This is a genomic window from Parasphingorhabdus sp. (assembly GCF_036963805.1).
Classification (GTDB): Bacteria; Pseudomonadota; Alphaproteobacteria; order Sphingomonadales; family Sphingomonadaceae; genus Parasphingorhabdus.
Window position 1 is genome coordinate 30,764 of the sequence record NZ_JBALUN010000006.1, and the last position, 22,276, is coordinate 53,039.

20 protein-coding genes are annotated in these 22,276 nt (G+C 54.2%); 7 read left to right on the forward strand and 13 right to left on the reverse strand.

The window, feature by feature from the left end; all coding sequences use genetic code 11:
• Positions 1-37: 37 nt before the first annotated feature.
• Positions 38-742, reverse strand: coding sequence for a TetR/AcrR family transcriptional regulator (locus V7676_RS13905; RefSeq protein WP_335660308.1), 705 nt, complete (start codon positions 740-742; stop codon positions 38-40).
• 76 nt (positions 743-818) lie between these two features.
• Between V7676_RS13905 and V7676_RS13910 the strand changes: the two genes are divergently transcribed.
• The 3 genes from V7676_RS13910 to V7676_RS13920 are packed head-to-tail and all read left to right on the forward strand — an operon-like array spanning position 819 to position 3,893.
• Positions 819-1,742, forward strand: coding sequence for a Rieske (2Fe-2S) protein (locus tag V7676_RS13910; RefSeq protein ID WP_335660309.1), 924 nt, complete (start codon positions 819-821; stop codon positions 1,740-1,742).
• Between the two features lie 31 nt (positions 1,743-1,773).
• Positions 1,774-2,838, forward strand: coding sequence for an oxygenase (locus V7676_RS13915; protein WP_335660310.1), 1,065 nt, complete (start codon positions 1,774-1,776; stop codon positions 2,836-2,838).
• Entirely contained in the window at positions 2,835-3,893 is a 1,059-nt protein-coding gene (locus tag V7676_RS13920) for an LLM class flavin-dependent oxidoreductase (protein ID WP_335660311.1), read from the forward strand. Before V7676_RS13915 ends, V7676_RS13920 begins: the two co-directional genes overlap by 4 nt.
• Before the next feature lie 87 nt (positions 3,894-3,980).
• On the opposite strand, the gene V7676_RS13925 is transcribed toward V7676_RS13920, so the two are convergent.
• The 4 genes from V7676_RS13925 to V7676_RS13940 are packed head-to-tail and all read right to left on the reverse strand — an operon-like array spanning position 3,981 to position 7,311.
• Positions 3,981-4,829: an SDR family NAD(P)-dependent oxidoreductase gene (locus V7676_RS13925; RefSeq protein ID WP_335660312.1), complete on the reverse strand. Its 849-nt coding sequence runs from the start codon at positions 4,827-4,829 to the stop codon at positions 3,981-3,983.
• Between the two features lie 11 nt (positions 4,830-4,840).
• Positions 4,841-6,487 carry an FAD-dependent oxidoreductase gene (locus V7676_RS13930; protein WP_335660313.1) on the reverse strand — a complete coding sequence of 549 codons (1,647 nt, stop codon included), beginning with the start codon at positions 6,485-6,487 and terminating at the stop codon, positions 4,841-4,843.
• Between the two features lie 11 nt (positions 6,488-6,498).
• Positions 6,499-6,921, reverse strand: a complete 423-nt coding sequence (locus tag V7676_RS13935) for a limonene-1,2-epoxide hydrolase family protein (protein ID WP_335660314.1) — start codon at positions 6,919-6,921, stop codon at positions 6,499-6,501.
• A 3-nt stretch (positions 6,922-6,924) separates the two neighbouring features.
• Positions 6,925-7,311 (reverse strand): nuclear transport factor 2 family protein, encoded by a 387-nt coding sequence (locus tag V7676_RS13940; RefSeq protein ID WP_335660315.1) that lies wholly within the window; start codon positions 7,309-7,311, stop codon positions 6,925-6,927.
• A gap of 127 nt (positions 7,312-7,438) precedes the next feature.
• Here V7676_RS13940 and V7676_RS13945 point away from each other — a divergent pair, with 127 nt between their 5' ends.
• The 3 genes from V7676_RS13945 to V7676_RS13955 are packed head-to-tail and all read left to right on the forward strand — an operon-like array spanning position 7,439 to position 10,675.
• Positions 7,439-8,737, forward strand: coding sequence for a spinster family MFS transporter (locus tag V7676_RS13945; RefSeq protein WP_335660316.1), 1,299 nt, complete (start codon positions 7,439-7,441; stop codon positions 8,735-8,737).
• On the forward strand, positions 8,709-9,860 hold the full coding sequence (locus V7676_RS13950) for an oxidoreductase family protein (RefSeq protein WP_335660317.1): 1,152 nt from the start codon (positions 8,709-8,711) through the stop codon (positions 9,858-9,860). The genes V7676_RS13945 and V7676_RS13950 overlap by 29 nt, the downstream gene beginning before the upstream one ends.
• 2 nt (positions 9,861-9,862) lie before the next feature.
• The gene (locus V7676_RS13955; protein WP_335660318.1) at positions 9,863-10,675 is read left to right on the forward strand and encodes an SDR family NAD(P)-dependent oxidoreductase; all 813 of its coding nucleotides are present in this window, start codon (positions 9,863-9,865) and stop codon (positions 10,673-10,675) included.
• A 40-nt stretch (positions 10,676-10,715) separates the two neighbouring features.
• Here the strand turns inward: V7676_RS13955 and V7676_RS13960 are convergent, their stop codons facing one another.
• The 8 genes from V7676_RS13960 to V7676_RS13995 all read right to left on the reverse strand — a co-directional run bounded on the left by V7676_RS13960 (position 10,716) and on the right by V7676_RS13995 (position 20,918).
• Positions 10,716-11,636, reverse strand: coding sequence for a TIGR03619 family F420-dependent LLM class oxidoreductase (locus V7676_RS13960; protein ID WP_335660319.1), 921 nt, complete (start codon positions 11,634-11,636; stop codon positions 10,716-10,718).
• A gap of 81 nt (positions 11,637-11,717) precedes the next feature.
• Positions 11,718-12,281: a 2-phospho-L-lactate guanylyltransferase gene (cofC, locus tag V7676_RS13965; RefSeq protein ID WP_335660320.1), complete on the reverse strand. Its 564-nt coding sequence runs from the start codon at positions 12,279-12,281 to the stop codon at positions 11,718-11,720.
• Positions 12,278-13,204, reverse strand: coding sequence for a 2-phospho-L-lactate transferase (cofD, locus tag V7676_RS13970; protein WP_335660321.1), 927 nt, complete (start codon positions 13,202-13,204; stop codon positions 12,278-12,280). The genes cofC and cofD overlap by 4 nt, the downstream gene beginning before the upstream one ends.
• Positions 13,201-13,956, reverse strand: coding sequence for a coenzyme F420-0:L-glutamate ligase (gene cofE / locus V7676_RS13975; RefSeq protein ID WP_335660322.1), 756 nt, complete (start codon positions 13,954-13,956; stop codon positions 13,201-13,203). The genes cofD and cofE overlap by 4 nt, the downstream gene beginning before the upstream one ends.
• A 7-nt stretch (positions 13,957-13,963) precedes the next feature.
• On the reverse strand, positions 13,964-14,614 hold the full coding sequence (npdG, locus tag V7676_RS13980) for an NADPH-dependent F420 reductase (protein ID WP_335660323.1): 651 nt from the start codon (positions 14,612-14,614) through the stop codon (positions 13,964-13,966).
• A 15-nt stretch (positions 14,615-14,629) separates the two neighbouring features.
• Positions 14,630-16,948: a 5-amino-6-(D-ribitylamino)uracil--L-tyrosine 4-hydroxyphenyl transferase CofH gene (cofH, locus tag V7676_RS13985; RefSeq protein WP_335660324.1), complete on the reverse strand. Its 2,319-nt coding sequence runs from the start codon at positions 16,946-16,948 to the stop codon at positions 14,630-14,632.
• A gap of 258 nt (positions 16,949-17,206) precedes the next feature.
• Positions 17,207-18,136 carry a 3-keto-5-aminohexanoate cleavage protein gene (locus V7676_RS13990; protein WP_335660325.1) on the reverse strand — a complete coding sequence of 310 codons (930 nt, stop codon included), beginning with the start codon at positions 18,134-18,136 and terminating at the stop codon, positions 17,207-17,209.
• A gap of 91 nt (positions 18,137-18,227) precedes the next feature.
• A complete protein-coding gene (locus V7676_RS13995) occupies positions 18,228-20,918 on the reverse strand; it encodes a LuxR C-terminal-related transcriptional regulator (protein WP_335660326.1) in 2,691 nt (896 codons plus the stop codon).
• 189 nt (positions 20,919-21,107) lie between these two features.
• Between V7676_RS13995 and V7676_RS14000 the strand changes: the two genes are divergently transcribed.
• Positions 21,108-22,271: an acyl-CoA dehydrogenase family protein gene (locus V7676_RS14000; RefSeq protein ID WP_335660327.1), complete on the forward strand. Its 1,164-nt coding sequence runs from the start codon at positions 21,108-21,110 to the stop codon at positions 22,269-22,271.
• Positions 22,272-22,276 lie beyond the last annotated feature (5 nt).

Below are 22,276 nucleotides of genomic sequence, written 5' to 3' on the forward strand. Positions count from 1 at the left end.
CCACGGGACTTGGGTATACCATCACTATTTGCTGCTTCTACTTGCCAGCAAACAATCCCATCAACAAAAATTCGGCCATAGCATCCGCCTCCTGATCAATCGACGATGCTTCGACCGTGGATTGATCAGGCAACAATTTTTCTTGCAGCGGCCTAAGTGCAAAATAAGAGCCGACACCATGGACCAAAAGCGCGAGTAACCCACCCGATCCTATCGGCGTCAATTGTCGCTCCAAAGCAACATCGGCAAGCAATTGCTGTAAACGTATTTGAAAAGGCAGAATAAAATGCTTTGCGAGATAATCCAGTCGCCAGCTATCCTGCTGCCCCTCTTGGTAACTGATCGCGACAATGTCAGAGTTTATGATCGCCCAGTGACAGAAACGATGAACCAAATCACGCAACCTGCCTTCCGGCTCATCCCGTTCTGTGAAAGCCGGTTCAACGCCGCGCGCCGCTTCGGCCAAGCGCCAATCTACCGCAGCCTTCCATAAATCCGATTTGCGACCGAAGCGAACATTAAGAAGATTGTGGCTGACATCCAATTCGCGCGCCATTGCCCGCATCGTGGATGCTTCATATCCATGCGCTGCGAACATGGAGAAGGCAACCTCCAGTAGCCGCGCCTCATCAATTGATGCATTTGTATCGGCCCGCGGACGCCCCCGCTTTCTTTCATTGGTTTGGTCAAGCTTACCTTTTTCGGAACGCTTTAAATCTAGCGAGGCTTCAGAATAGTTCATAGATGTTAGTTGACAATTAAATTGTCACCTGTCAATTTAATTGTCAACTAGAGGATGGGAAGGTTACGAGTCGCGTATGACGGAACCAATTTGGTGGGCGGTTGCCCGCTCTGAAGAAATAAATAGCGAAAAACCCGTCAATGTAGATATTGGCGACCAACCAGTCGTGCTGTGGCGCGACAACGTAGGAGTAGTCCGAGCGTTAGAAGATCGCTGCCCCCATCGCCGCGCGCCGCTCTCTCTGGGCTGCGTGCTGGGCAACGGCATGATCCAGTGCGGCTATCATGGCTGGACATATGACGGTGCCACCGGCCACCTTGAGGATATCCCAAACCTAAAGAACAATCAGAAATTCCCGAAATTATATCGTGCACAAGCTTTTACGGTATCCGAAAGCAGCGGGTTTATACGCGTCTGCCTCGATCCAAAGGCTCAGCCATCTGCCCCACGGGACGAAATTCTACCATTGTCGGGCAGCGAGAATGTCGCACTGGGCCATGAACATTATATCAACGCGCTGTTCGACAACCCTGCATTGCTCATCAATATTCGGGGTGTGCGTTTCACGCCCTATTTGATGACCGAATTATCCGAACAGGATGGACGCTTGGTGTTGGAACGATCCTGTCAATGGGCCTCTCCGCATTGGCCAGCGCCTTTTTCCTCAGATTTTCCAATTACCTTGAGGATTTCGACCGACGCGGCTTCCGGTGAAAGCGAACTGCTGCTGCGCGATGACCAGTTTAATCCGTTGCTAAGCGCAATACTTGCCCCGGTCCCTGCCGCAAGAGGGGTCACGCAAGTCCGCTGGCGCGCAAAACTGGAACCAAGGCGTCCTGGACTGATGGCGAAAACAATGGGTCTGGGAACTCCTTTGCAAATCTATTCGCATGTTGATGGCGCGGCTTTGCGAGAGTTGAAACCTTCGGCATCAATCCATGCGGCGGAACTACGTCAGGAAATCGCCGGACGAACCGAACGTCAGGATGCTGCGGCCTGACCGTAGTTCCGAACAATCAGAGGAAATGACCATGCTCGACATTCAAGACACACCCCAGAGCCCTGATAATGAAGATCCCATCAGTTCTGACCCAAGGGAATTTGCCGCCAAGGTTAATTCATGGGTACCCCATGACATCGTACTCAAGGATGCATGGTTTCCATTGGCACATAGTTTTGCGGTCACCAAAAAGCCGATAAGGCGCGCGGTCTATTCGCACCCCTTCTTTCTCTGGCGTGAAGGCAGTAAAGCAATCGCTTCGGAATTTCACCCGGCAGAGGGAGCCGTCGCATCAAAAAGCGACTATTCCGATGCCACCGGCCATTATCCGGTTATCGAGAAATATGGCTTCGTCTGGGGATGGTTCGGCAATCCAGCCAATGCTGCGCCTGAACATATACCGAGCCTGCCTTATCTACCCGAAGAAGGCGGCTTGCCAGAACATATGCTGGGCACCGTAAGGTTCGATTGCTGCGCCCCGCTAAGCCTCGAAAACCTGATCGATCTCACCCATGCCGATTTTCTGCATGCCGATGTCGTTGGCGATGAAAAAATGGACAAGGAAACGGTCGAGGTATTCCACGATAGTGAAACCATCACTATGGTACGGACTTGTGTAAACAAATCAGTCGCGCCGATCATGAAAATGTTTGGCGGCGTGCGGGACGATGTCCAACAAGTCCGTCAGGTCATTCGTATCTACCTGCGCAGCCATGCGGCAATCGCCTATGGTCGGTTCAGTCCGGGGGACAATGTTCAATTGTTTCACCCCTGCGTGCCCGAAACGCGCGACCGTACCCGGCTTGACTATGTGATGAACACTTCGAATGTGAAGAAACGCAATCCGTTCCGTTACATAATGCCCAAAGCGAGTTACAAGGTTTCCCGTCAGGACAGCTATATGACCTCGCCGCAAAGCCCGCGCTACATGCGGCCAGAGACGCGCAAGGACCTGCACTCACCATTAGACGAAGCCGGACAGAAATACCGGGTTCTGATGCTAGCGCTTGCCGAAAGACAGGCGCGGGGCGACTTCGAATATCGTGACAATGTCAGCGCTGATTGTAGCAAGATCATAGGATATGAAAAAGCATGACCAATTTGACCAATGCAACTGGTGGCGCACGCAAATGGTGGGGCGTGATGCCGATCCTCCCTGCCCCCGTAATGGGCGGAATGGCCAAGCAGATGGAACAGGTCGGCTTTGAAGGCTGTTTTTCATTGCAAATTTACGGCCCTCCATTTGTACCAATGGCGGCGGTCGCAGCGATGACGGACACATTGAAGGTCTCGACCGGCATCGCAGTAGCCGGAACCCGCAGCCCAACCGAAACCGCATTTGCCGCGATGGAACTCGACACGATCAGCCAAGGGCGTTTCATCCTTGGGCTGGGCACGTCGCTCCACAGTGCGTTGTCCGGAATTTATGGCGAACCGAAACGGAAGTTACTCACCCATTTGCGTGAAGTCGTGAAGGTCGTGCGTTATATCAACGCCAATGCCCACAAGGGCATGGAGCCGATCCACGGCGAATATTTTAACGCCGAATGGACAGAGATGATGATGACCGCCCCACCTGTGCGGGAGGAAATTCCGATCTGGATTGCGGCGCTTAAAGACAAGCTTACGAGCATGACTTTGGAGATTGCCGACGGGCTTATGGTGCATGCGCTTTGGACAGTCGACTACACGCTGCAGAAAAAGCCGTTCATCGAGGCAGAACTAGCGCGTTTCGGCCGCAAGCGTAGCGATATCGAGATCAACGCGTGGCCATGGGTCGCCATCAACGACGACAAGCAACAAGCAATTGAGGACAGCCGCGCAACCGTGGCTGGCTATATTGGTTATAAGGAATATGAGCCGTTTTTTGACGCGTTGGGGTTTGGCGATCTTGCGCGTTCCTGCCAACTTTCGGCAGGCGAACATGGCGACCCTTCGGGCGTGATCGACAATGTCAGTGACGAAGTGGTTGAAGCTTTTGTCAAATGCGGCCCGGTCGATGAAGTGCTCGAAAAAATCGAACCCTTCTGGGATGTTGTCGACTCACTATGCCCAATGACACCCTATCGGAACCTGTCGATGGAGAAATTGACCTCTTATAATGAAGGCCTGTTCAAAATGGTCGCGGAGGCAAAGCGCCGGGAAGGTTGAACGGAGCGACAAGACTGACAGTCGCAACTAGAACCCTTCTCGCCGCCATGAATAATCTGTGTGCGGCAAATAATATATTCAGATACTCTAATGCCCGTCGCGACTTGCTGACATATCAAGTCCGGCGAGCAATTCCTCGCTTATCTTCCAAAGTCTTGCAGCCCCTTCCTCACTTTTGGCGGCGGGGGTCAGGCTGACGATTTTACGTTTGGCAAAATACTCCCCTGTAGCTTCGGGCGCTCCGCCTTGTGCAAGCCACAATATCGTATCGGCTCCCTGTTCCGGGCTCAGTGAAAAGGGCTTGCTGAGCAGATACATAAGCTTGACCACGATACCGCCGTGGCTGTCGAAATTGGTCTGCACCAGCCCGGGATGGACAGCATTGACCCGGATGCCATCGGCCTGAATGCGCGGCGCCAGTGCTCGGGTGAAAAGAATATTGGCAAGTTTCGATTGTGTATAGGCATCGCTGACATTGAATGTCTCGGCCTGCTGCAAATCATCCCATTTCATATCCTTGATGAACTTGTGGGCGACCGAAGCGGTGTTGATGATCTGCGCGCCCGGTCCCGCAGCTTTGAGCAGAGGCAACAGCAGATTGGTCAGCAGGAAAGGCGCCATATGATTGGCCGCAAAACATTGTTCCATGCCGTCGATGGTTTCTACTCTGGCGGCGGGTGTGAAACCGGCATTGTTGACGAGCAGATTAATATTATCGGTCCGCCCGCCGATATCTGCAGCAAATTTCCGGACCTTCGCCATTTCCGACAAGTCGGCCAAAATCATTTCCACTTCGGCTTCCGGTGCGGCGGCGCGGATATTTTTCAACGCGGCTTCGGCGCGTCCGGCATTACGGCCATGCGCAATCACCCGCCAGCCGCTTCGTGCTAGTTCGCGTGCTACGACTAGCCCAATGCCCGAACTGGCTCCTGTCACGACTGCCGTTTTTATGATGAGATACTCCTGCCAGCTATAAATCCGGTCACCATCGCCGGACCTATATTACAGCCATGGGCGGGAGATTTTCCCTGCCAAATAGAATTAGCATCAAGGCCGGCAGCCCACAACCCGGCAATCGGGCCTCCACTTTCGCCCGTAACACGGCATTGATCGTCAATTTTCAAACCGACTGTTGTTGATCCATCGCCGGGGAAAATCTCAATGGCGTAATAAGGCCCGTCACCAACCGGACCGAAACAAGGATTGGGTTCGTGTTTCGGATCGCCAATTTCCCTGTCGATTTGCGTATCGCCTTTGCCAAAGGCGCTGTCTTTACCACTGGCGGCATCAGCATTTACCTTGGCTACGCTCGCCTTCAGCCCAGCTGCATCTACTCCGATTTTACCCGCCAATTCGGTTAAAGTTGCGCCGCTTTTCATATAGCCGCAGGCGACCATTTCCTTGATCTTGCCGCCGCCCGGCAACACCAGCCCCATGCCGTATTTCTTCACGAACTTTGCATTGGCGATAATGTGCGCGGGCACTGTTCCCGTCGCATGCATCGCCTCGACAAAATGCACGCTGGCTTCATTGGCAAAGCGTTTGCCCGCTGCATCAACCGCGATACAGCCCGGTTTCGACATATCAATGAGATGAGCATAGCGTTCAACATATCCGTCATCACGGGTGCGTTTGGAAGCCACTGCCCACACGGCATTTGCATGATTTTCCGCGCCCATCGCCGCGCCTGCCGAGGTACCCGCCGCAATGCCATCGCCCATATTGTCATAAGGTAAGATCGAAACATGTTTTTCCGCAAAGGGAATATAGGCCTTTCGCATTTCGGCATTGGCGGAAAAGCCACCAGAGGCGAGTATAACACCGTCGGCGGCTCTGATTTCGGTAGAGACACTCTTTAGGTTGGCGCGCACACCAACAACCCTGCCGCCTTCGGTCAGCAATTCTTCGACCGGACTATTTTCAAACAAGTCGACACCTGCTTCGATGACAGAATGAAGCAACCGGCCCGCAAGGGCTGTGCCCATTGTCAGCCGCGACCCGCGGCCCAGTTTTTTCTTGTCCATAGCAAACCGGATGGCGATTTTCGCCATATGCCAAAGCGCGCCGGGTGCAGGCAACCGGGCGATATATGGTAAGTCGAACAGATCGATCATCATCCCGCCCGGCGCATTAAATTCCTCGCGCGGTTTTGAAAGCCGGTCAAAATTCTGATCCAGATTGCGTCCGTCATATTCGGCAGGAGCCAACAGCCGGCCATCGTCAACCGCACCGGCGACATCAGGATACCAGTCGCTCGAAGGGGGGGAGAGCAGAAAATGGACTCGGCTGTTGCTTTCAAGCCATTCCACCATTTCTGGGCCATTGTCCAAATAGGCGTTGATCAATGCCCGTTCTGCCCGGTTTCCAACCACGGCCAGGGCATAATCGCGGGCGGTTTCCACGCTGTCTTCCACGCCTGCCGCTTGTGCCTGCGGGCTTCCCGGAATCCAGATACCACCGCCCGAAATAGCTGTAGTTCCACCAAAATGACCGGCACGTTCGAGTAACGCAACTTTCTTCCCCGCCTTGGCCGCGACCAATGCCGCCGTCATGCCTGCGGCACCAGAACCCATCACCACTACATCATATTGCATTGTCATTTCCTTCACGCGCCCATTATGGCGCGCATCGCCTTGTCATCTATTCCCAACTGGCCTGCACAATCGAGCGCATCCCAATATTCACGCCACCAGACAATCTTGCCCTGCGCATCCAGATCAAACACACCGACGACATTGGTGGTGGTTTTTTGTCCATTGGCAAGCTGACGCACGGTATCGACCCGCTCTGTAAACACGGTGCTGCCGGTTACCGCGACATGCAATATGTCACAAGCGCACTCGTCATAGAGTTGATATTGCCGCTCCATCTCCCCGCAAATGGCGTCCGCGCCTTGCCGGATAGGGGCTATCGGTACCACCGGTTGATAGCGGGCATCATCCGCCAGCATCGAACGCAAGGCGGTCACATCCAACTTCTGCGTATGAAACAGCGCCAAAAAATCGCGTATGATCTGTTCCTGATTCATCGATCAACCTTTCTGTGGGCCAAAAAAGGCCTCGACTTTACTGGTGTCAAAATATTCCCGGCCATGGATGATCTGCCTATCGCGCAGAACGAACAGGTCGTGATATTCATTGGCATAGACCCGATCTCCGAAATGCATTTCGGAACGAACTTCTACAGCCACGCTATCACCTTCGGCCATAATTCCGATGATTTCCACTTTGCGGGGAGAAGCATTGAGCAGCATCCCTTTCACCGCTTCTGTATAGGTTTCGCGCGTTATATCGCCGCCGCCAATCACCCACCAGGTGCAGTCGGGCGCCTGTAACGCTTCAATGGTGTCAACATCTCCTGATTCCACTGCACCGAGAAAACGGCGCACTATCATCTTATTGGCTTCTGCTTGATCCATCCAGCATTCCTCCTCTTCTGCAGAATTGTCCTGTATCTCAATCGCAGCCGCCCCTTTCCTTTGGCAGGTTGAGATTCCCGCCTCTCTGCAATGCAAATGCAAAGTTGATGACGGAGAGAGGAATCAAGTGACGACCAGCGCACCACCTACTACCTATCGCTGGTATGTTCTTGCCGTATTAACGGTTGCGCAAACCTGCCACGGCATAGACCGGGCCGTCATCGGGCTAGTGCTCAAGCCGCTGGGCATGGAATTCAATCTATCTGGCGAACAGCTCGGTCTCTTGGCTGGCATTGCTTATGGCATTCCTTTTGCCTTGGCTGCGATCCCGTTTGGCTATGCAGTCGACCGTTTTAATCGCAAAAATTTGATGACCTTTGCACTGGCAGCATGGAGCGGTGCGACGGCGCTGTGCGGAGCGGCAACCGGTTTCTGGTCATTGCTGGCCGGGAGGGCGGGCGTAGGCGTCGCAGAGGCCGGAGGATCGCCCACCGGCATGTCGCTACTTTCCGACTATTTTGGCACTGACAAGCGATCAACCGCTATCGGTATCTGGTATCTGAGCAGCGGTATCGGCTTTGCCATAGCTTTTTTCGTGGGCGGCTGGATTGTCGAAGAATATGGATGGCGCTGGGCCTTTATAGCGGCCGGCATCCCCGGACTAATGCTTACCCCAATTTTATTTACGACCGTGCGGGAACCTGTGCGCGGTCAACAGGACGCACCGCAAGTGCATTGCGACGCTGGTCTCAGGGTACGCCTTGCTCAGCTGTTCGCTCGCCCGGGCATCGCTTATGCCATCGCGGCAATCACCTGCATCGCTACCGGCATTTACGGCATGAGCATCTGGCTCGCCACATTTCTTATCGACAGCCATGCATTTTCGATATCCCGATCCGGGCTTATCGTTGCCATTGCCTACGGCATTTTGGGATCGGTGGGCGGATTGGTCGCAGGCTGGGGCGCGGACCGCATCAACGCACGGCGCGGCGGCTTTGATCCTGCACATACGGCATTGCTGGGATCTATAATCCCGCTGCTGACCGCCATTAGCGGATTGCTAGCCGTCGGCGTTGAAAATACGAACCTTGCCCTTGCCTTTGTCATGGCGGCCGGTTTTTTCAGCGCATCCTATAACGGGCCGATTTATGCCGTCATCGTAACCGTCGCCGGGCCGCAATTGCGCGGGCTGGCAGTATCTTTTGTCCAGATGAGTGCGAACCTGATCGGGGTTGGCCTCGGTGCATGGTTGATCGGTAAAGTCAGCGATGTTGTGGGCGGCAAGGATGGTGTTGCCTGGGGCATCGGCGCTGCCATGCTCTTCTGCATTGCAGGCGGCCTGCTGCTCGTGATGGCCAGCCGTCAAATAAAAGTTTCAAATCAAAAAGGAGTGGAATATGGATCCGCAAGCCCCCGCGCAATATAAGAATTTAATTGTTGACCCCAATTGCGTTCCCCGCCCTTATCCGGCGCGAACCGATCATATCCCAACTTCGATGGACGGCATTGATGCCGCGTGGCTGAGCCGCATGATGGGCTATAAATATCCCGGCGTTGTCGCAAAATCGATGGAAACGGTGGAACTGCTCAACAGCCACACGACCAAATGGCGGATCAAGGTCGACTGGAATGATGCAGGTATTGCAGCAGGCTTACCTGCCAATCTATGCATGAAGGCCAATTGGTCGGGCTCCTTCGACAATGTCGACATCCATGCGCTGGAGGCACGTTTCTATCATTTCATGGTGGAGGAAATGAAAGTGCCCACCGCCAAATGCTACTATGCCGACTGGGATGATGATGGCAGCGCGCACGGTTTCATCGTGCTCGAAGACCTGAATGATCGTGGTGGAAAATTCGGTCACAGTACGCAGGATAACGGCATCGATATGATCATGGAAAACCTGAACGGCCTCGCCAAGCTGCACGGCAGCCTTTGGGACAGCGACAAAATCAGCCCGGAAAATGCACCCTGGCTGCAGACCCAAATGGATACTCCGGTTGATAGCGATCAGGTTCGGATCATGTGGCAATGGATCGAACTCAATCTCAAGGAACCCGGTTTTTGCGCGATAGCACCGCAGCATTTTCTCGATGATCCGCGCAAAGTGGAGCGCGCGTTTGACCGGCTGGGCGAGATCGAGCGCGCATATGATGCGCCGCATTGCATCGCGCTGGGTGATTGCCATCAGGGCAATACCTATATCCTGCCGGAAGGCGAAAGACTGTGGCTCGACTGGCAACTGGTGCGGCGCGGCCGGCCCTGGCGCGACCTTACCTATTTCGTAGTCGGCGCGCTCACTATTGAAGAGCGCCGCAAACACCATAAGGATATGGTCAGGCAATATCGAGAATATCTGATCGCCACGGGCGCACAAGGCGTTCCCAGCTTTGAAGAAGCATGGGAGCAAACCCGTTTGTTCGTGATGTACGGGCTGCAGGCATGGGTCGCAAATCTCGACGAATGGGGTCAAAATGGTATCCCGATGAATGAACGCTTTTTCACAGCTGCTGAAGATTATGGCACCTGGGGTCTGTTAGGAGAATGAACATGGGACTGGTCGATAGTAAAGTAGCAATTGTCACAGGCGGCGGCGCTAATATTGGCGAGGCCTGTGCTAAAATGCTCGCCGCGCAAGGTGCGAAGGTCGTAGTTGCGGATATCAATCTCGAAGGCGCAGAGCGCGTTGCGAATGAAATTACCAAGAGCGGCGGAACCGCCATTGCTCAGACCGTTGATCTCGGAGACGAGTCCACCATCGCCGCACTGGTGACTGCTGTGATGGAGAAATTTGGACGGATTGACATACTCCACAATAACGCCGCTAATACCGGCGCAGCGCAGATGACCCGTGATGCTGCCCTGACTGACATGGAAGCGGAAGTGTGGGATGCAGCGTTTGACGTAAACACGCGCGGAACAATGTTGATGACCAAGCATGTTGCGCCGCATATGATTGCGGGCGGCGGCGGATCGATCATCAACACCAGCTCCGGTGTATCGCTACTGGGCGATATTCTGAATCCCGCCTATAGCGCGTCCAAAGCGGCGGTAAATGCACTGACCCGTAATACTGCAGCACAATTCGGCCGCGCAAATATTCGCTGCAATGCAGTGTTGCCGGGTCTGGTTCTCAGCCCCGTCGCACGAGCACAGATGAGCGAGGCGCAGCTCGACATGATCCAGCGCCATGTTTTACTGCCGCGCGAAAGCGTCGCCGATGATATTGCAGGAGCCGTGCTGTGGCTTGCATCTGATATGGCAGGCTTTGTTACCGGACAGATTATATCCGTCGATGGCGGCATCTGTCACCACCAACCGCATTATGCCGATATGATGGATATGATGGCAGCGGCGGGATAAGAAGTAGCAGGCTCGGGGAACACTCCCCGAGCAAAACTGCTTAAATGGCTGGCATAATCTCTTCCGCTACCCATTGCTGGCGATCAATCCACGCCTGCGCGTCCTTCAGACCAGGTGGCAGCGGAACGATAGTTTCAGTGATGCCCAATTCCTTTAGCCAGCCGATCTGATCGATGATTTTTTGCTTGTCGCCGGTTCCCGGCGCACGCGGATCATCAAGGATTTCATGGTGCGCACCAACATTCAGCATTTCCAGCGCGAAGAAGAAGTGCAGCGGACGTCCATCATATTCGGGCTGTGATTTGATCAGATCAATGCAGGCCGGGAAGGTTTCCGGAGGTGTACGGAATGGCGACCAGCCATCACCGAATTTCGCCACACGCTTCAGCACCGGTTCGGCATCGCCGCCAAACCAGATTGGAATGCGCGGTTGCTGAATTGGCTTCGGAGCAAAACCACAATTTTTGAAATTCACGAACTCGCCTTCAAATTCGGGATCGTCCTTTGTCCACAGCTCAATTATTGCGGCAACATATTCATCCGCCATACGACCGCGCTTCTTGAAGGGCACGCCAAGCATGTCGAATTCTTCCTTCAGCCAGCCTACTCCGAACAAGGCTTCTGCACGCCCGCCGGTCAACCAGTCGAGCGTGGACCAGCCCTTGGCCTGAACAATCGGATTTTGCAACGGCAGGATCGAAACGGACGATGACAAACGCAAGTTCTTCGTCTGCCCGCCAATATAGCCCAGTGCGACAACCGTGTGAAAATACCAGTCGCCAGACAGTTCAATATGCTCCTTGGGAATGATAAAATGTTCCCCCAGCATGCATTTATTGAATCCCATCGCATCTACAGCCCCCATCAGGCGGCCAACATCAGTGCCATTCAGCTTGTCTTCCCATGGCTGCACCATGGCTGCCACCTTCATGCTTTTGGGCACGCCAACATTGAGCTTCATATCTTGCTCTCCTGGTTTGTTTCTTTCGCCTTATAGTGCGAAGGAAAAAGCACCAGCAAACCTTCCCAAAGGCAGGGATGCTCAGACCGCGAACCCGCGTGCATTGACAAATTTTGCATCATCCGGCGTATCCAGGTCGGCCATCAATCCGTCCCGTCGAAGTACGGACATCTGCGGATATTGGCGGCAATGTAGGGAGAGGCTTTCCGCTCCAAAGCAAAAAGTGAACGGCCGCCCATCTATAATAGCCAATGCGTTTGTGCCCTGCCCCGCGCGATCCGTCGCGATTGCCGCGCCGTCCTTGGCAGTGTCCACAATCGCCTGCACATCTTCTTCCCTCAGCAACGGCAGATCGGCATGTATGATGAGAATTGCTGCATTCCCCTGAACCCCGCGCCAAGCTGTCAATTCCGCGTTCAGACCGCGCCCCTGATCCTGCGACCATCCACCTTTCCAGCCATTAGGGCGGCAGGGTGAGAGAATAGTGATTTGCGACGGGTCAAAACATGTTCGTAAAACCCCCAGCACATGCTCTGCCATTCGCTTGGCAAGGTCAGATCGAGCATCGGGGTCCATCATCGAACCTAGCCGCGATTTGCTGTCCTTCCCCTGCTTGATGGGCACAAGCACACGCCAATCGATCATGTGTTGCGGCCCGCCGCCAGCGCCAGAGCAGCGCGGGCCACCCGTTCCCGGTCGTCAGGTGATTTCATCAGCGTATCCGTACGCGCTATCGTTAAGGCTTGCGGTGCTTCATCCTTGTTGTGCACGACTAATCCGTCCAGTAGTTTGCCGTAATGGGTTGCAATGCTGTAGTTCGTTACTTCCAGTCCCAATTCGCCCATAAGTTTAGCGGTCGGCCCCTTCACCGCTTTGCCTTCAATCAATGGAGAAATAGCGATCACGGGGGCTTTGGTTGTTTCCAGAGCTTTCCTGATCGGTGGGATAGCGAGCAAGGGGTCAACGCTCAGCCACGGATTGGATGGTGCAACAAAGACGGCATCACTTTCCATGATCGCAGCGATAACGCCTGGCGCAGGGATAGCATCTACCGCGCCTTCAAAACGCACAGCCCGCACTTTGGGCGCGCATTGCCGCTCCACGAAATAGCGTTGAAAGGGTAGCAACCCTTCGTCAGTATCCACCCAGGTGGCGACTGCATCGTCCGTCATCGGCAGAATGGAAAGTTGCAATTCCCATGTCTTGGCAAAGCGGGCAATAATCTTAGACAAAGGCTCACCCGCCGACAGCGCCATGCCGCGCATCACATGCAGAGCCAAATCGCCGTCGCCGAGATTAAACCAGTCTTCCCCGCCCAATGATTTTAGCGCGGCCATGAAATTCCACGTCTCACCTTCGCGCCCCCAGCCCAGCACCTGATTGGATTTGCCCGAAAGCGTGTAGAGCAAAGTATCAATATCAGGAGAAATCGGCAGGCCGAAATGGCAGAAATCATCGCCAGTATTAACAATTGCGGTCAGGCTATTTTGCGGCAAAATGCGGTAAAGCCCGTCGACCAGCTTTGCCCCGCCAACACCGCCTGTCAGTACGGTGAAGCGCGCACTCATCGAAAAAGATCCTCAGCTACGGGTCGCACTATTGCATGACTAGTCTGCGCCTCGCCCCGCAAAGCCAGTCCGCGCACGATGCAAGCCGCTATGCCTTCTGCACCTTCTCCCATCGCCAACCCGGCGGCCCCGGCCACGGCATCAGCAACCGCGACGTTCGTCACTTGCATTGTCCTTCCGTCACGATCCACATCGCCGCGCTGATCCAGCATCGCAGGCATACCGGCAACACCTATGGCTACATTGACCGTGCCCATCCGCCACGGACGTCCGAAGCTGTCCGAAATTACCACGGCAGGAGAAAAACCCAATACCGCTTCGCATGCGTCAGCAATCTGCTGCGCACTAGCATCCGGGTCTTTTGGTAACAGCAGCAGTCTATCGCCGTTCCCTGCGCCAATATTGGATGCGTCAATCCCGGCATTGGCCATCACATGACCAAGACGGTGACGCGTAATCAGGATACCCGGTCCCTTGCGCACAACCGCGCTGGATTCCCGCAGCACAAGCTCCACCAGTGCAGCATCCTTGCCCACTTCCCCGGCGAGGGCAATCGCTTCCGGCGACGCGCTAATGCTCGCGGGATCGACAAATCGATCCTCCGCCTTGGACACGATTTTTTGCGTTACCACAAGCACATCGCCGGGCAGAAGCCGGGTATCATTCTCCATGCACCGCGACGCCAGCATCTGCGACAATGGGTCGCCTGGCCGAATTTCAGGCAGACCTGCGATGGGAAGTATCTGGATCATATAGCGCTTAATCTACGGGCCCAAATTCACCTGTAATTTTCACGCCGGCACCATCCACTTGATAAAATTTATTGATGAAGATCAGCAACGAGGTCATCGCTTCTGCCGCCGCTGAATTGACCAGCGCGCCCGCATGAATACCGCGCAAACCGATGGCATCGGCCAAAGCAACCACTTCGGTACGGGCCGCTTTTTCGTCGCCAAATATCAATATGTCACATTCTACGTCGACATCCTGGGCCAGCTTGTGCGCGGCAACATTGTGGAAGCCGGAAACCAGCCGTACATCTTCGCCCAATATTGCAGCTGCCTTCGCCGCTGCCGATCCTTCCGGCGGCAACTGCACGCGCATCACCTTGGGAGGGACCAAAGGTACACTGGTATCCACGACAATCTTGCCGGTAACATGCGGTTTAATATCCTCAAGCGTTGCCGCCTGCGCGCCAAAGGGCACTGTGACAATCACCAAGTCAGCTGCGGCAGCAGCATCCGCGTTGGTCATGCCTGTCAGCCCGTGCCCAAGTTCAGCGGCTTTCTCCGCCGCACTGTCAGCTGTACGTGATCCGATTATCACATCGCGTCCCGCTCGCGCGAGCCGCCACGCCAATGCGCTGCCCAGATTTCCTGTTCCGCCAATGACGGCAATTTTACTGCTCATATTTTTTTCCTAACTTTAGTCTGCAAGGGCCAATTGCCCAGAGCGCTGGCCATAAACGGTGCTGCGTTCGCGCAAAGGACGGCCAAGCCCATCGGCCAGCAACTGCATTTGCGGAACATCAAAAATCTGTCCATTCGCTCCACCAGCCGCACGCGTGATGGATTCATCCATAAGTGTACCGCCCAGATCATTCGCGCCGGATTCCAGCATGGCTGCCGCGCCGTCTGGACCCAGCTTTACCCAGCTTGTTTGGATATTCGATATCGCACCATCCAGTGCAATCCGGCTTACTGCATGCATCAACACGGTTTCGCGCCAGGTCGGCCCCGAACGGGTTTCCCCTCTGCGCCAATTGGGTGCTTCCATATGGACGAATGGCAGCGGTACAAATTCGGTGAAACCGCCTGTTTCCTGCTGAAGCGTCCGCAGTTGCAACAAATGTTCGGCCCAATGATCATAGGTTTCGACATGGCCAAACATGATCGTCGCTGTAGATTGAAGACCAACCTTGTGCGCCGCACGCATGACCGACAGCCACTCCTGCGTATTCACCTTGTCCGCACAGATGATCGCGCGGATATCGTCGGACAGAATTTCGGCGGCCGTTCCCGGCAAAGTCGCCAGCCCAGCCTGTTGCAAATCGACCAGATAGTCTTCGTAAGACAGGCCCAATGTCGTTGCGCCATGATGCACTTCCAAAGGCGAAAAAGCATGAACATGCATCTGCGGTACGGCTGCCTTCACGGCTTCCACTATGCCGCGATAGGTGCGCCCATCATAGCTTGGGTGGATGCCGCCCTGCAGACAAACCTCGCTTGCCCCGCGCTCCCATGCTTCCACGGTGCGGCGGGCGATTTCTTCATGGTCAATATTATAGGCAGGCCCCCGTTCGCTACGCGTGCTGCCCTTTGAAAAGGCACAAAAGCCGCAACGATAGAGACATATATTGGTATAATTTATGTTGCGGTTAACGACATGGGTAATTGCCTCTCCCACCCGGTCCTCGCGCAATTCATTGGCAAAGGCCCGGACATGCTCAAAATCACGGCCTTCGGCGGTAAACAGCCTCGCAATTTGAGCCTTGTTCAGCTCTTCACCCTGCGCGACCAACCCCAAAGAGACCGCAATTTGCGGGTCACGTCCGGTGACGATCGACGCCATCACATGAGGCGCTTCATTGCCCGCGCCTGCGTGCCAACCATTTTCTCGCACCAAACCGCGCGTATCGACAGCACGGCGGATCGCAGTTTGCAACCCGGGGTCGGCCCATCGCGTCACGTCACCTGCAAAAGCGGGGCCGATGGCGAGGCGCTGACGCAAGTGGCGTCCCGCCGCCTCGGTTTCCGTTTCCAGTTTCTCCAGATGCGGCCACGGCGCTTCCGGATTCACATGATCCGGCGTAACCGGAGAAACCCCTCCCCAGTCATTCACGCCTGCGCGGACGAGCTGGGATAGGGAGCCGTCCCGCAAGTTGGGTGGCGCCTGTATCGTCATATCTGGTCCAAGGATGAGGCGTGCGGCTACGATGGTCCATAAATGCTCATCCAGCGGCAAATCGGGCGTATCTCGCATCAACGTATCGGCCTTTGACCGGAAATTCTGGATGATCACTTCTTGAATATGGCCGTAGCGCTCCTGCAAATCCCGAATCGCCAGCAATGCTTCTATTCTCTCCAGCCGCGTTTCGCCAATCCCGATGAGCAGTCCAGTTGTAAAGGGAACTTCTGCCTCTCCCGCAAGGCGGATAGATTCCAGCCGAACGGAAGGAAGTTTGTCCGGCGATCCAAAATGCGGCATCCCCTTTGCACACAGCCTCTCGGAGCTGCTTTCCAGCATCAATCCCATCGAAGCCGATAGTGGACGCAATATGGCATAGTCCTGAGCGTCCATGATACCAGGATTGAAATGCGGCAAAAGACTGGTTTCTTTCAATACCAGCGCGGCCACATGCGCCAGATAGTCGAGCGTGCTGGCAAAGCCGCGATCCGCAAGCCAGTTACGCGCGGCGGAATAGCGAGCCTCCGGCCTGTCGCCTAGCGTAAACAGCGCCTCCCGGCATCCTTGCGCTTCGCCGGCGCGTGCGATTTCCAGAACTTCCCCGGGTTCAAGAAAAGGTGCGGACAGCTCCGAAGGGCGATGCGCAAATGTGCAATAATGGCAAACGTCTCGGCACAATTTGGTTAACGGAATGAAGACCTTACGGGAATAAGTTACGATCGTTCCATGTCCTGAAACCGTCATCATTTCAGCGCGGGACAGAAGATCAGGCATTGAAACAGCATCCAGATGTTTCAGCCAGTCGCTTGCGTTGTGAGAGTTCCAAGTCTTTGTCATATCAGCTTACCTATCGTATCTTTGTCCAAATACAACCGGTCAAAGGATCGGAAGCCAGATGATCGACAAATCATTGTATAGCTATTAAAAAGCTTGCGGAAGGGATGGCCTAGAAATCGAGCGAGAAACCGCTGCCACGTCGACGCCCTAACGGACGTCACCGGCCTTCCAGATAACCCCCGCTAAAACACGGACTTCGTCCGATCGTCGCAGGCGCCCCGGCAGCATTGCCTCCCCAATAATTGTGATCAACGAATATCAAATATTAGTCCGATCCCCACCTTTGAGATGCAAAATCTCGCGCGCTTCATCCGGCGTTGCAACGGAAAGGCCCATGTTCTCTATTATACCACGTGCCATTTTCACCTGTTCAGCATTTGTTTCTGCAAGTTTTCCGCGGCCTGCCCATAATGAATCCTCCAGCCCGACGCGAACATTTCCTCCCATTGAAGCCGCCATCGCGACAATACTCATTTGTCTTGCGCCTGCGCCCAGCACAGACCATTCATATTGATCTCCAAACAACCGGTCAGCTGTCCGCTTCATATGCATCACATCATCAGCGTGACTGCCAATCCCACCCAATATGCCAAAGCAAGTCTGGATGAACAACGGTGCCTTAACTAGGCCACGGTCAAGGAAATGAGCCAGATTATAAAGATGGCTGGTATCATAGCATTCAAATTCAAACCGCGTACCCAAAGGTGTTAGCAGCGCCAGTAAGTCTTCAATATCCTTGTATGTATTCTTGAAAACCAGATCTCGCGAAGCTTCGAGCGTGGCTGGCTCCCATTCATGTTTCCAATCCGTATAGCGATCGAGCATCGGAAACAGGCCAAAACCCATCGTCCCCATATTCAGAGAAGCCACTTCCGGTTGAAAAGTCGTTGCCGGACGGAGCCGCTCCTGCAACGCCATAGAAGGATGGCCACCAGTTGTCAGATTGATTACGGCATCGCACCGCTGCTTGATCACTTTCAGGAAAGGCTCAAACAGTTCCGGATTCTGATCAGGACGCCCATCCACTGGATTGCGAGCATGAAGGTGGATGATTGCCGCCCCTGCCTCGGCTGCACCGATCGCAGCTTCCCCGATTTCTTCCGCCGATATCGGCAGATATGGCGACATCGAGGGCGTGTGGATCGCCCCGGTTACCGCACAACTTATGATGACTTTGCCTTTTGCCATTTGCTACTCCCGCAATTTTTGTGACTATGGAGAGGCTAGAAGGAAATGGCCGCTTCGCTATCTTTCCTTCGATAGGGTACCGTCTCAGATGTCAGGGCAATATCCCCATTTGCCTCGCTCTTATGACAGCCTGTGGCCTGCGTCGAACGCCTAATTTATCATATATTTGCTGCATATACCATTTAACCGTACCTTCGGTGAGGCCAAGCCGGTCACCAATCTCTCGGTTGCGTAGGCCGCCACTGACCATGGTCAGAATTTCGACTTCGCGCACAGAAAGGCTACTTCCCAGTCCAAATTCTTCCTCGTCGTCCCCACTCATCTTCGGCGTACCTCTCAGGACGGACACCAGTTCGGCGGCGAACCTGTCTACGGGCGTATCCAGCGCAGGGCCATCGGCATAAGACTCCACTAACAGTGACGAAATTGCTTCTCCTTCATCGACAAAAGGGCGGATCCAGCCCCCTGGCTCCGCCAGTTCGACAGCGGCTCGCACAGATCGCCGCGCTTCCGAACGATTTCCAGCCAACACTGCAATTTCGGCCAGCAGCAGTTCGAAACTAACGGCAGAACGGATGGCCCCGCGCCTGCGGACGAACTCCAGCCAGCGCTTTGCGATTTTGCGCGAACGAACCAGCCGAAAACGGTGCATCTCCAGTCGTAACCAAGCAATAGCCATCCACTCGTTAAGGCGTGTTGGGTTGAGGGTCGGCACAGGCTCGCCCTCTACCGTCAGATCGCTTGAGTGAAAGAGCCGTTCCGCTTGATCCAGTTTCCCGGATTTTACCAGCATCCGCACCTGTTCCGAGAGTATAAGTGCCCGCAACCGCTCAAGTCCGCATTCTATCGCAATAAGCTGAGCTTCTTCCAAGCCGGACAAGGCACTCGCCATATCCCCTTCGGCGGCTGCCAGACGTGCACGAACCAAATAGCCGGATGCCAGCTGATCGACAAAACCCCACTGACGGATGGACGGCAGACAGTCCTCAACCAGCAGAGCAGCTTCTTTCAATTCTCCACATTCATAATGCAGTTCGGCGAGCGGAAGGCCAGGAAGAGCAGCAATTCCGAAATTATCTCCTTCGATTCCTACCGCCAGATTATGGGCTTCTGTAAGATACTGGCGCGCCATCTGGGTTTTACCTTGCGCAACGAGCGTCGGTGCAACCGACGATTTAAGCGCGATAGATGCAAAGTCGGAACCCGGACGGCCGAGGGCTTTACGTAATTCCGCCTCCAACTTCAACATGTCGTGAAAATGATAAAGTTCTCTCCTAGCGGACAGCAATTGTGCGATGAGCGTACAGCTCAAATAGGGATGGTCATCCCCAAGGTCTTCAAGCAACAACTCCGATTCACGTTCGACGAACGGCATATTGTCACGTGCGGCCTCCAACATTATCTTTCGGTGACGGACCCGAAAATCCATTTGCCTGACTTCATATTCATCTATAGCGCCACATTGCGACGCAGATTCAATGGCTGCTTCAGCTGCGACGATGAGACGTTCGGCTGACTTGAAAGCTAGCCTACGACTGCATCGCCACGACATGGCAAGCAGCAGTGATGGACAATCTTGCAGCAAATCCCAAGGCAATTCACTGGCCATTTCATCCACACGGTAGAGCAAGCCATTATAAGTCATCTGCTCGGCGAGCAGGTCAAGTTGCTGAGCGAGAAAAGCCTGGTCCCCGCTCTTTTCCGCGTGCTCCAAAGCGTTTTGAAAGTCGTCGGATTCTGAAAAAAAACTACTTGCCCTGCGATGCAGTTCTGCTGCTCTTTCGGGCGCCCGCATCATCAGGCGACCATAGATCATTTCCCGGAACAGGGTGTAATAGCGATAACGACTACGCTCGCGGTCGATTTCTGTCAGGAACAGACCACGATTGAACACATCTTCGAGAAGGAATCGTGCGTTTTCCGATTGTACTACTGCAGCGCAGCCCGAGGGCGTCAACTCTTCCAGAATAGAGGTGTTCACAATGAAGTCCCGAATATTCTGTGGCAGCCCAGCCAAGACTTCTTCATGGAAATAACTTGCAAATTCATTGCGCAGACCAGTTGTTCCTCCTTCCGGTGGATGACCCTCTGCCTTATCACGCTGCCACGCTCCCACCGCGAGTACCAGTCCAGTTGCCCATCCTTGGGTATCTACTACCATTTTCTGGATTTCATCACTTGGGATTGGCGTCTCACTCTCTTGCAGAATGAGCCGTGTCGCTTCATCAGTGTCGAAACACAAATGTCGTACCCGGACTTCCACCAGATACCCCAGTGCTCGCATGCGAGCTAAGTTTATTCCACTTTCGCCGCGTGAAGCAAGAATCGTTGTCAAACCGTCGCGAGCACTCGCGATCAACTGTTCAATAAATTCATGAATTTCCGGCGCTAGCAACTGGGCATCGTCGATGCAAAGTACGGGCCGCGGACCGGACTGGGCAGACAAATTAGCCAGCCAGCTACGAGGTCCTCCAACATCAATTCCGCTATTCGGCACCAAACCAGCGGAAACACTTGCCGATTTTAGCGCATCAAGGAATGTTTCAAGCGAATCTATTCCGGCCCGAGCAGCAATCCAGATTATCGGGCGGCCAGTTGTACCGAGGATATCTGCCCAGCGCAGCATGGCTGTAGTCTTGCCAAAACCGGCAGGAGTGCTGATAGTTGCGATACGCGCTGCACCCACGGTTTCCGCCAGTTCTTCAATGACGACTCGCTTCACATAGCGATGTGCCGCCCGCGGTGGAACAATAGTTGTTGGCACCACTCCCATATTAAACATCCTCTTTCTTTTGGGCGGGCGATAACTCATCCGCTCTCTTGTCCTTGCCGACCATTATCCGTCAGAAATAAGCGAAGCACAAGCCTCAATTCCTATCGGCAGATAGGTGGCCACCTCCTACCGTTAGACCAATGCACCATAAAACCCAATTGGGATTCCGAGATTAATAATAGAAGGCTAGTCAAATAAATGGATTTTGAACTTCCCGAGGAACATCGTTCATTTCGCGATATGGTTCGACGCTGGGTCGATGCTGAATGCCCGAAAGACTGGGCCCGCAAGTTGGAGATGGATGAGCATAATTATCCTCACGAGCTTTGGACCAAGTTCAGTGAGGCTGGTTTCCACGGCGTTGGCATTTCCGAGGATTTCGGCGGGCAAGGCGGCGACGTACTGATGCAAATGCTGCTCGCGCGGGAGCTAGCTCGTTCGCTTGGCGGTCTTGCCTGGATCTGGGGCATTACTTCTTTCGCTGGGTCCAAGTCTATCGGGCTTTATGGTTCGCCTGAGCAACAAGCAAAATATCTACCGGAAATCGCAGCAGGCCGTTTGAAAGCCGCTATCTCTTTTACGGAGCCAGGCGGCGGCACCGATTTGCTTGGCAACCTCTCCACTATGGCAGAAAAAGTCGATGGCGGATGGGTCATTAATGGCGAAAAAATCTGGAGCTCCTCGGCGCATGTTGCCGATTATTTGTTGTGCATCGCCCGCACTGACAAAAATGTGGAGAAGAAACATCAGGGCCTAACGCTATTCTGGGTTCCAGCCAATGCGGAAGGTATCAAAATCACGCCACTGCCAAAGCTGGGCATGCGCTCCATGGGCAGTTGTACGGTGGTTTATGACAATGTGTTCGTTACGGACGAAAACGTCCTCGCAGAGCCGAACCGCGCTTGGTACACTTTGCTTCCGACGCTCAATAATGAACGCATTATGGTTGGTGCGTTCTGCCTTGGCGTAATTGACGGCGTATTGGAAGATGCTCTTGCTTACGTCATGCAGCGCAAGGCATTTGGTAAATATATCGGTCAGTTTCAGATCTTGCAGCACTATCTCGCTGATATCGCGACGATGCAGCAAACCACTGAATTGCTTCTTCATTTCTGCGCAGACAAACAGGCGCGCGGAGAAGACGTCGGTACACAGGCCAATATGCTAAAACTGTTCGCTTCTGAAAATGCGAACAAGGCCGCCGACATGGGCATCCAGATATTGGGCGGCATGGGCTATTCAGCGGAAACCGATATGCAGCGATACTGGCGCGACAGCCGCTTATGGCGGATCGGCCCGGTTACCAATGAAATGGTCAAAAACGGCATAGCCGAATCACTCGGCCTACCCCGCTCATTCTAAAACCC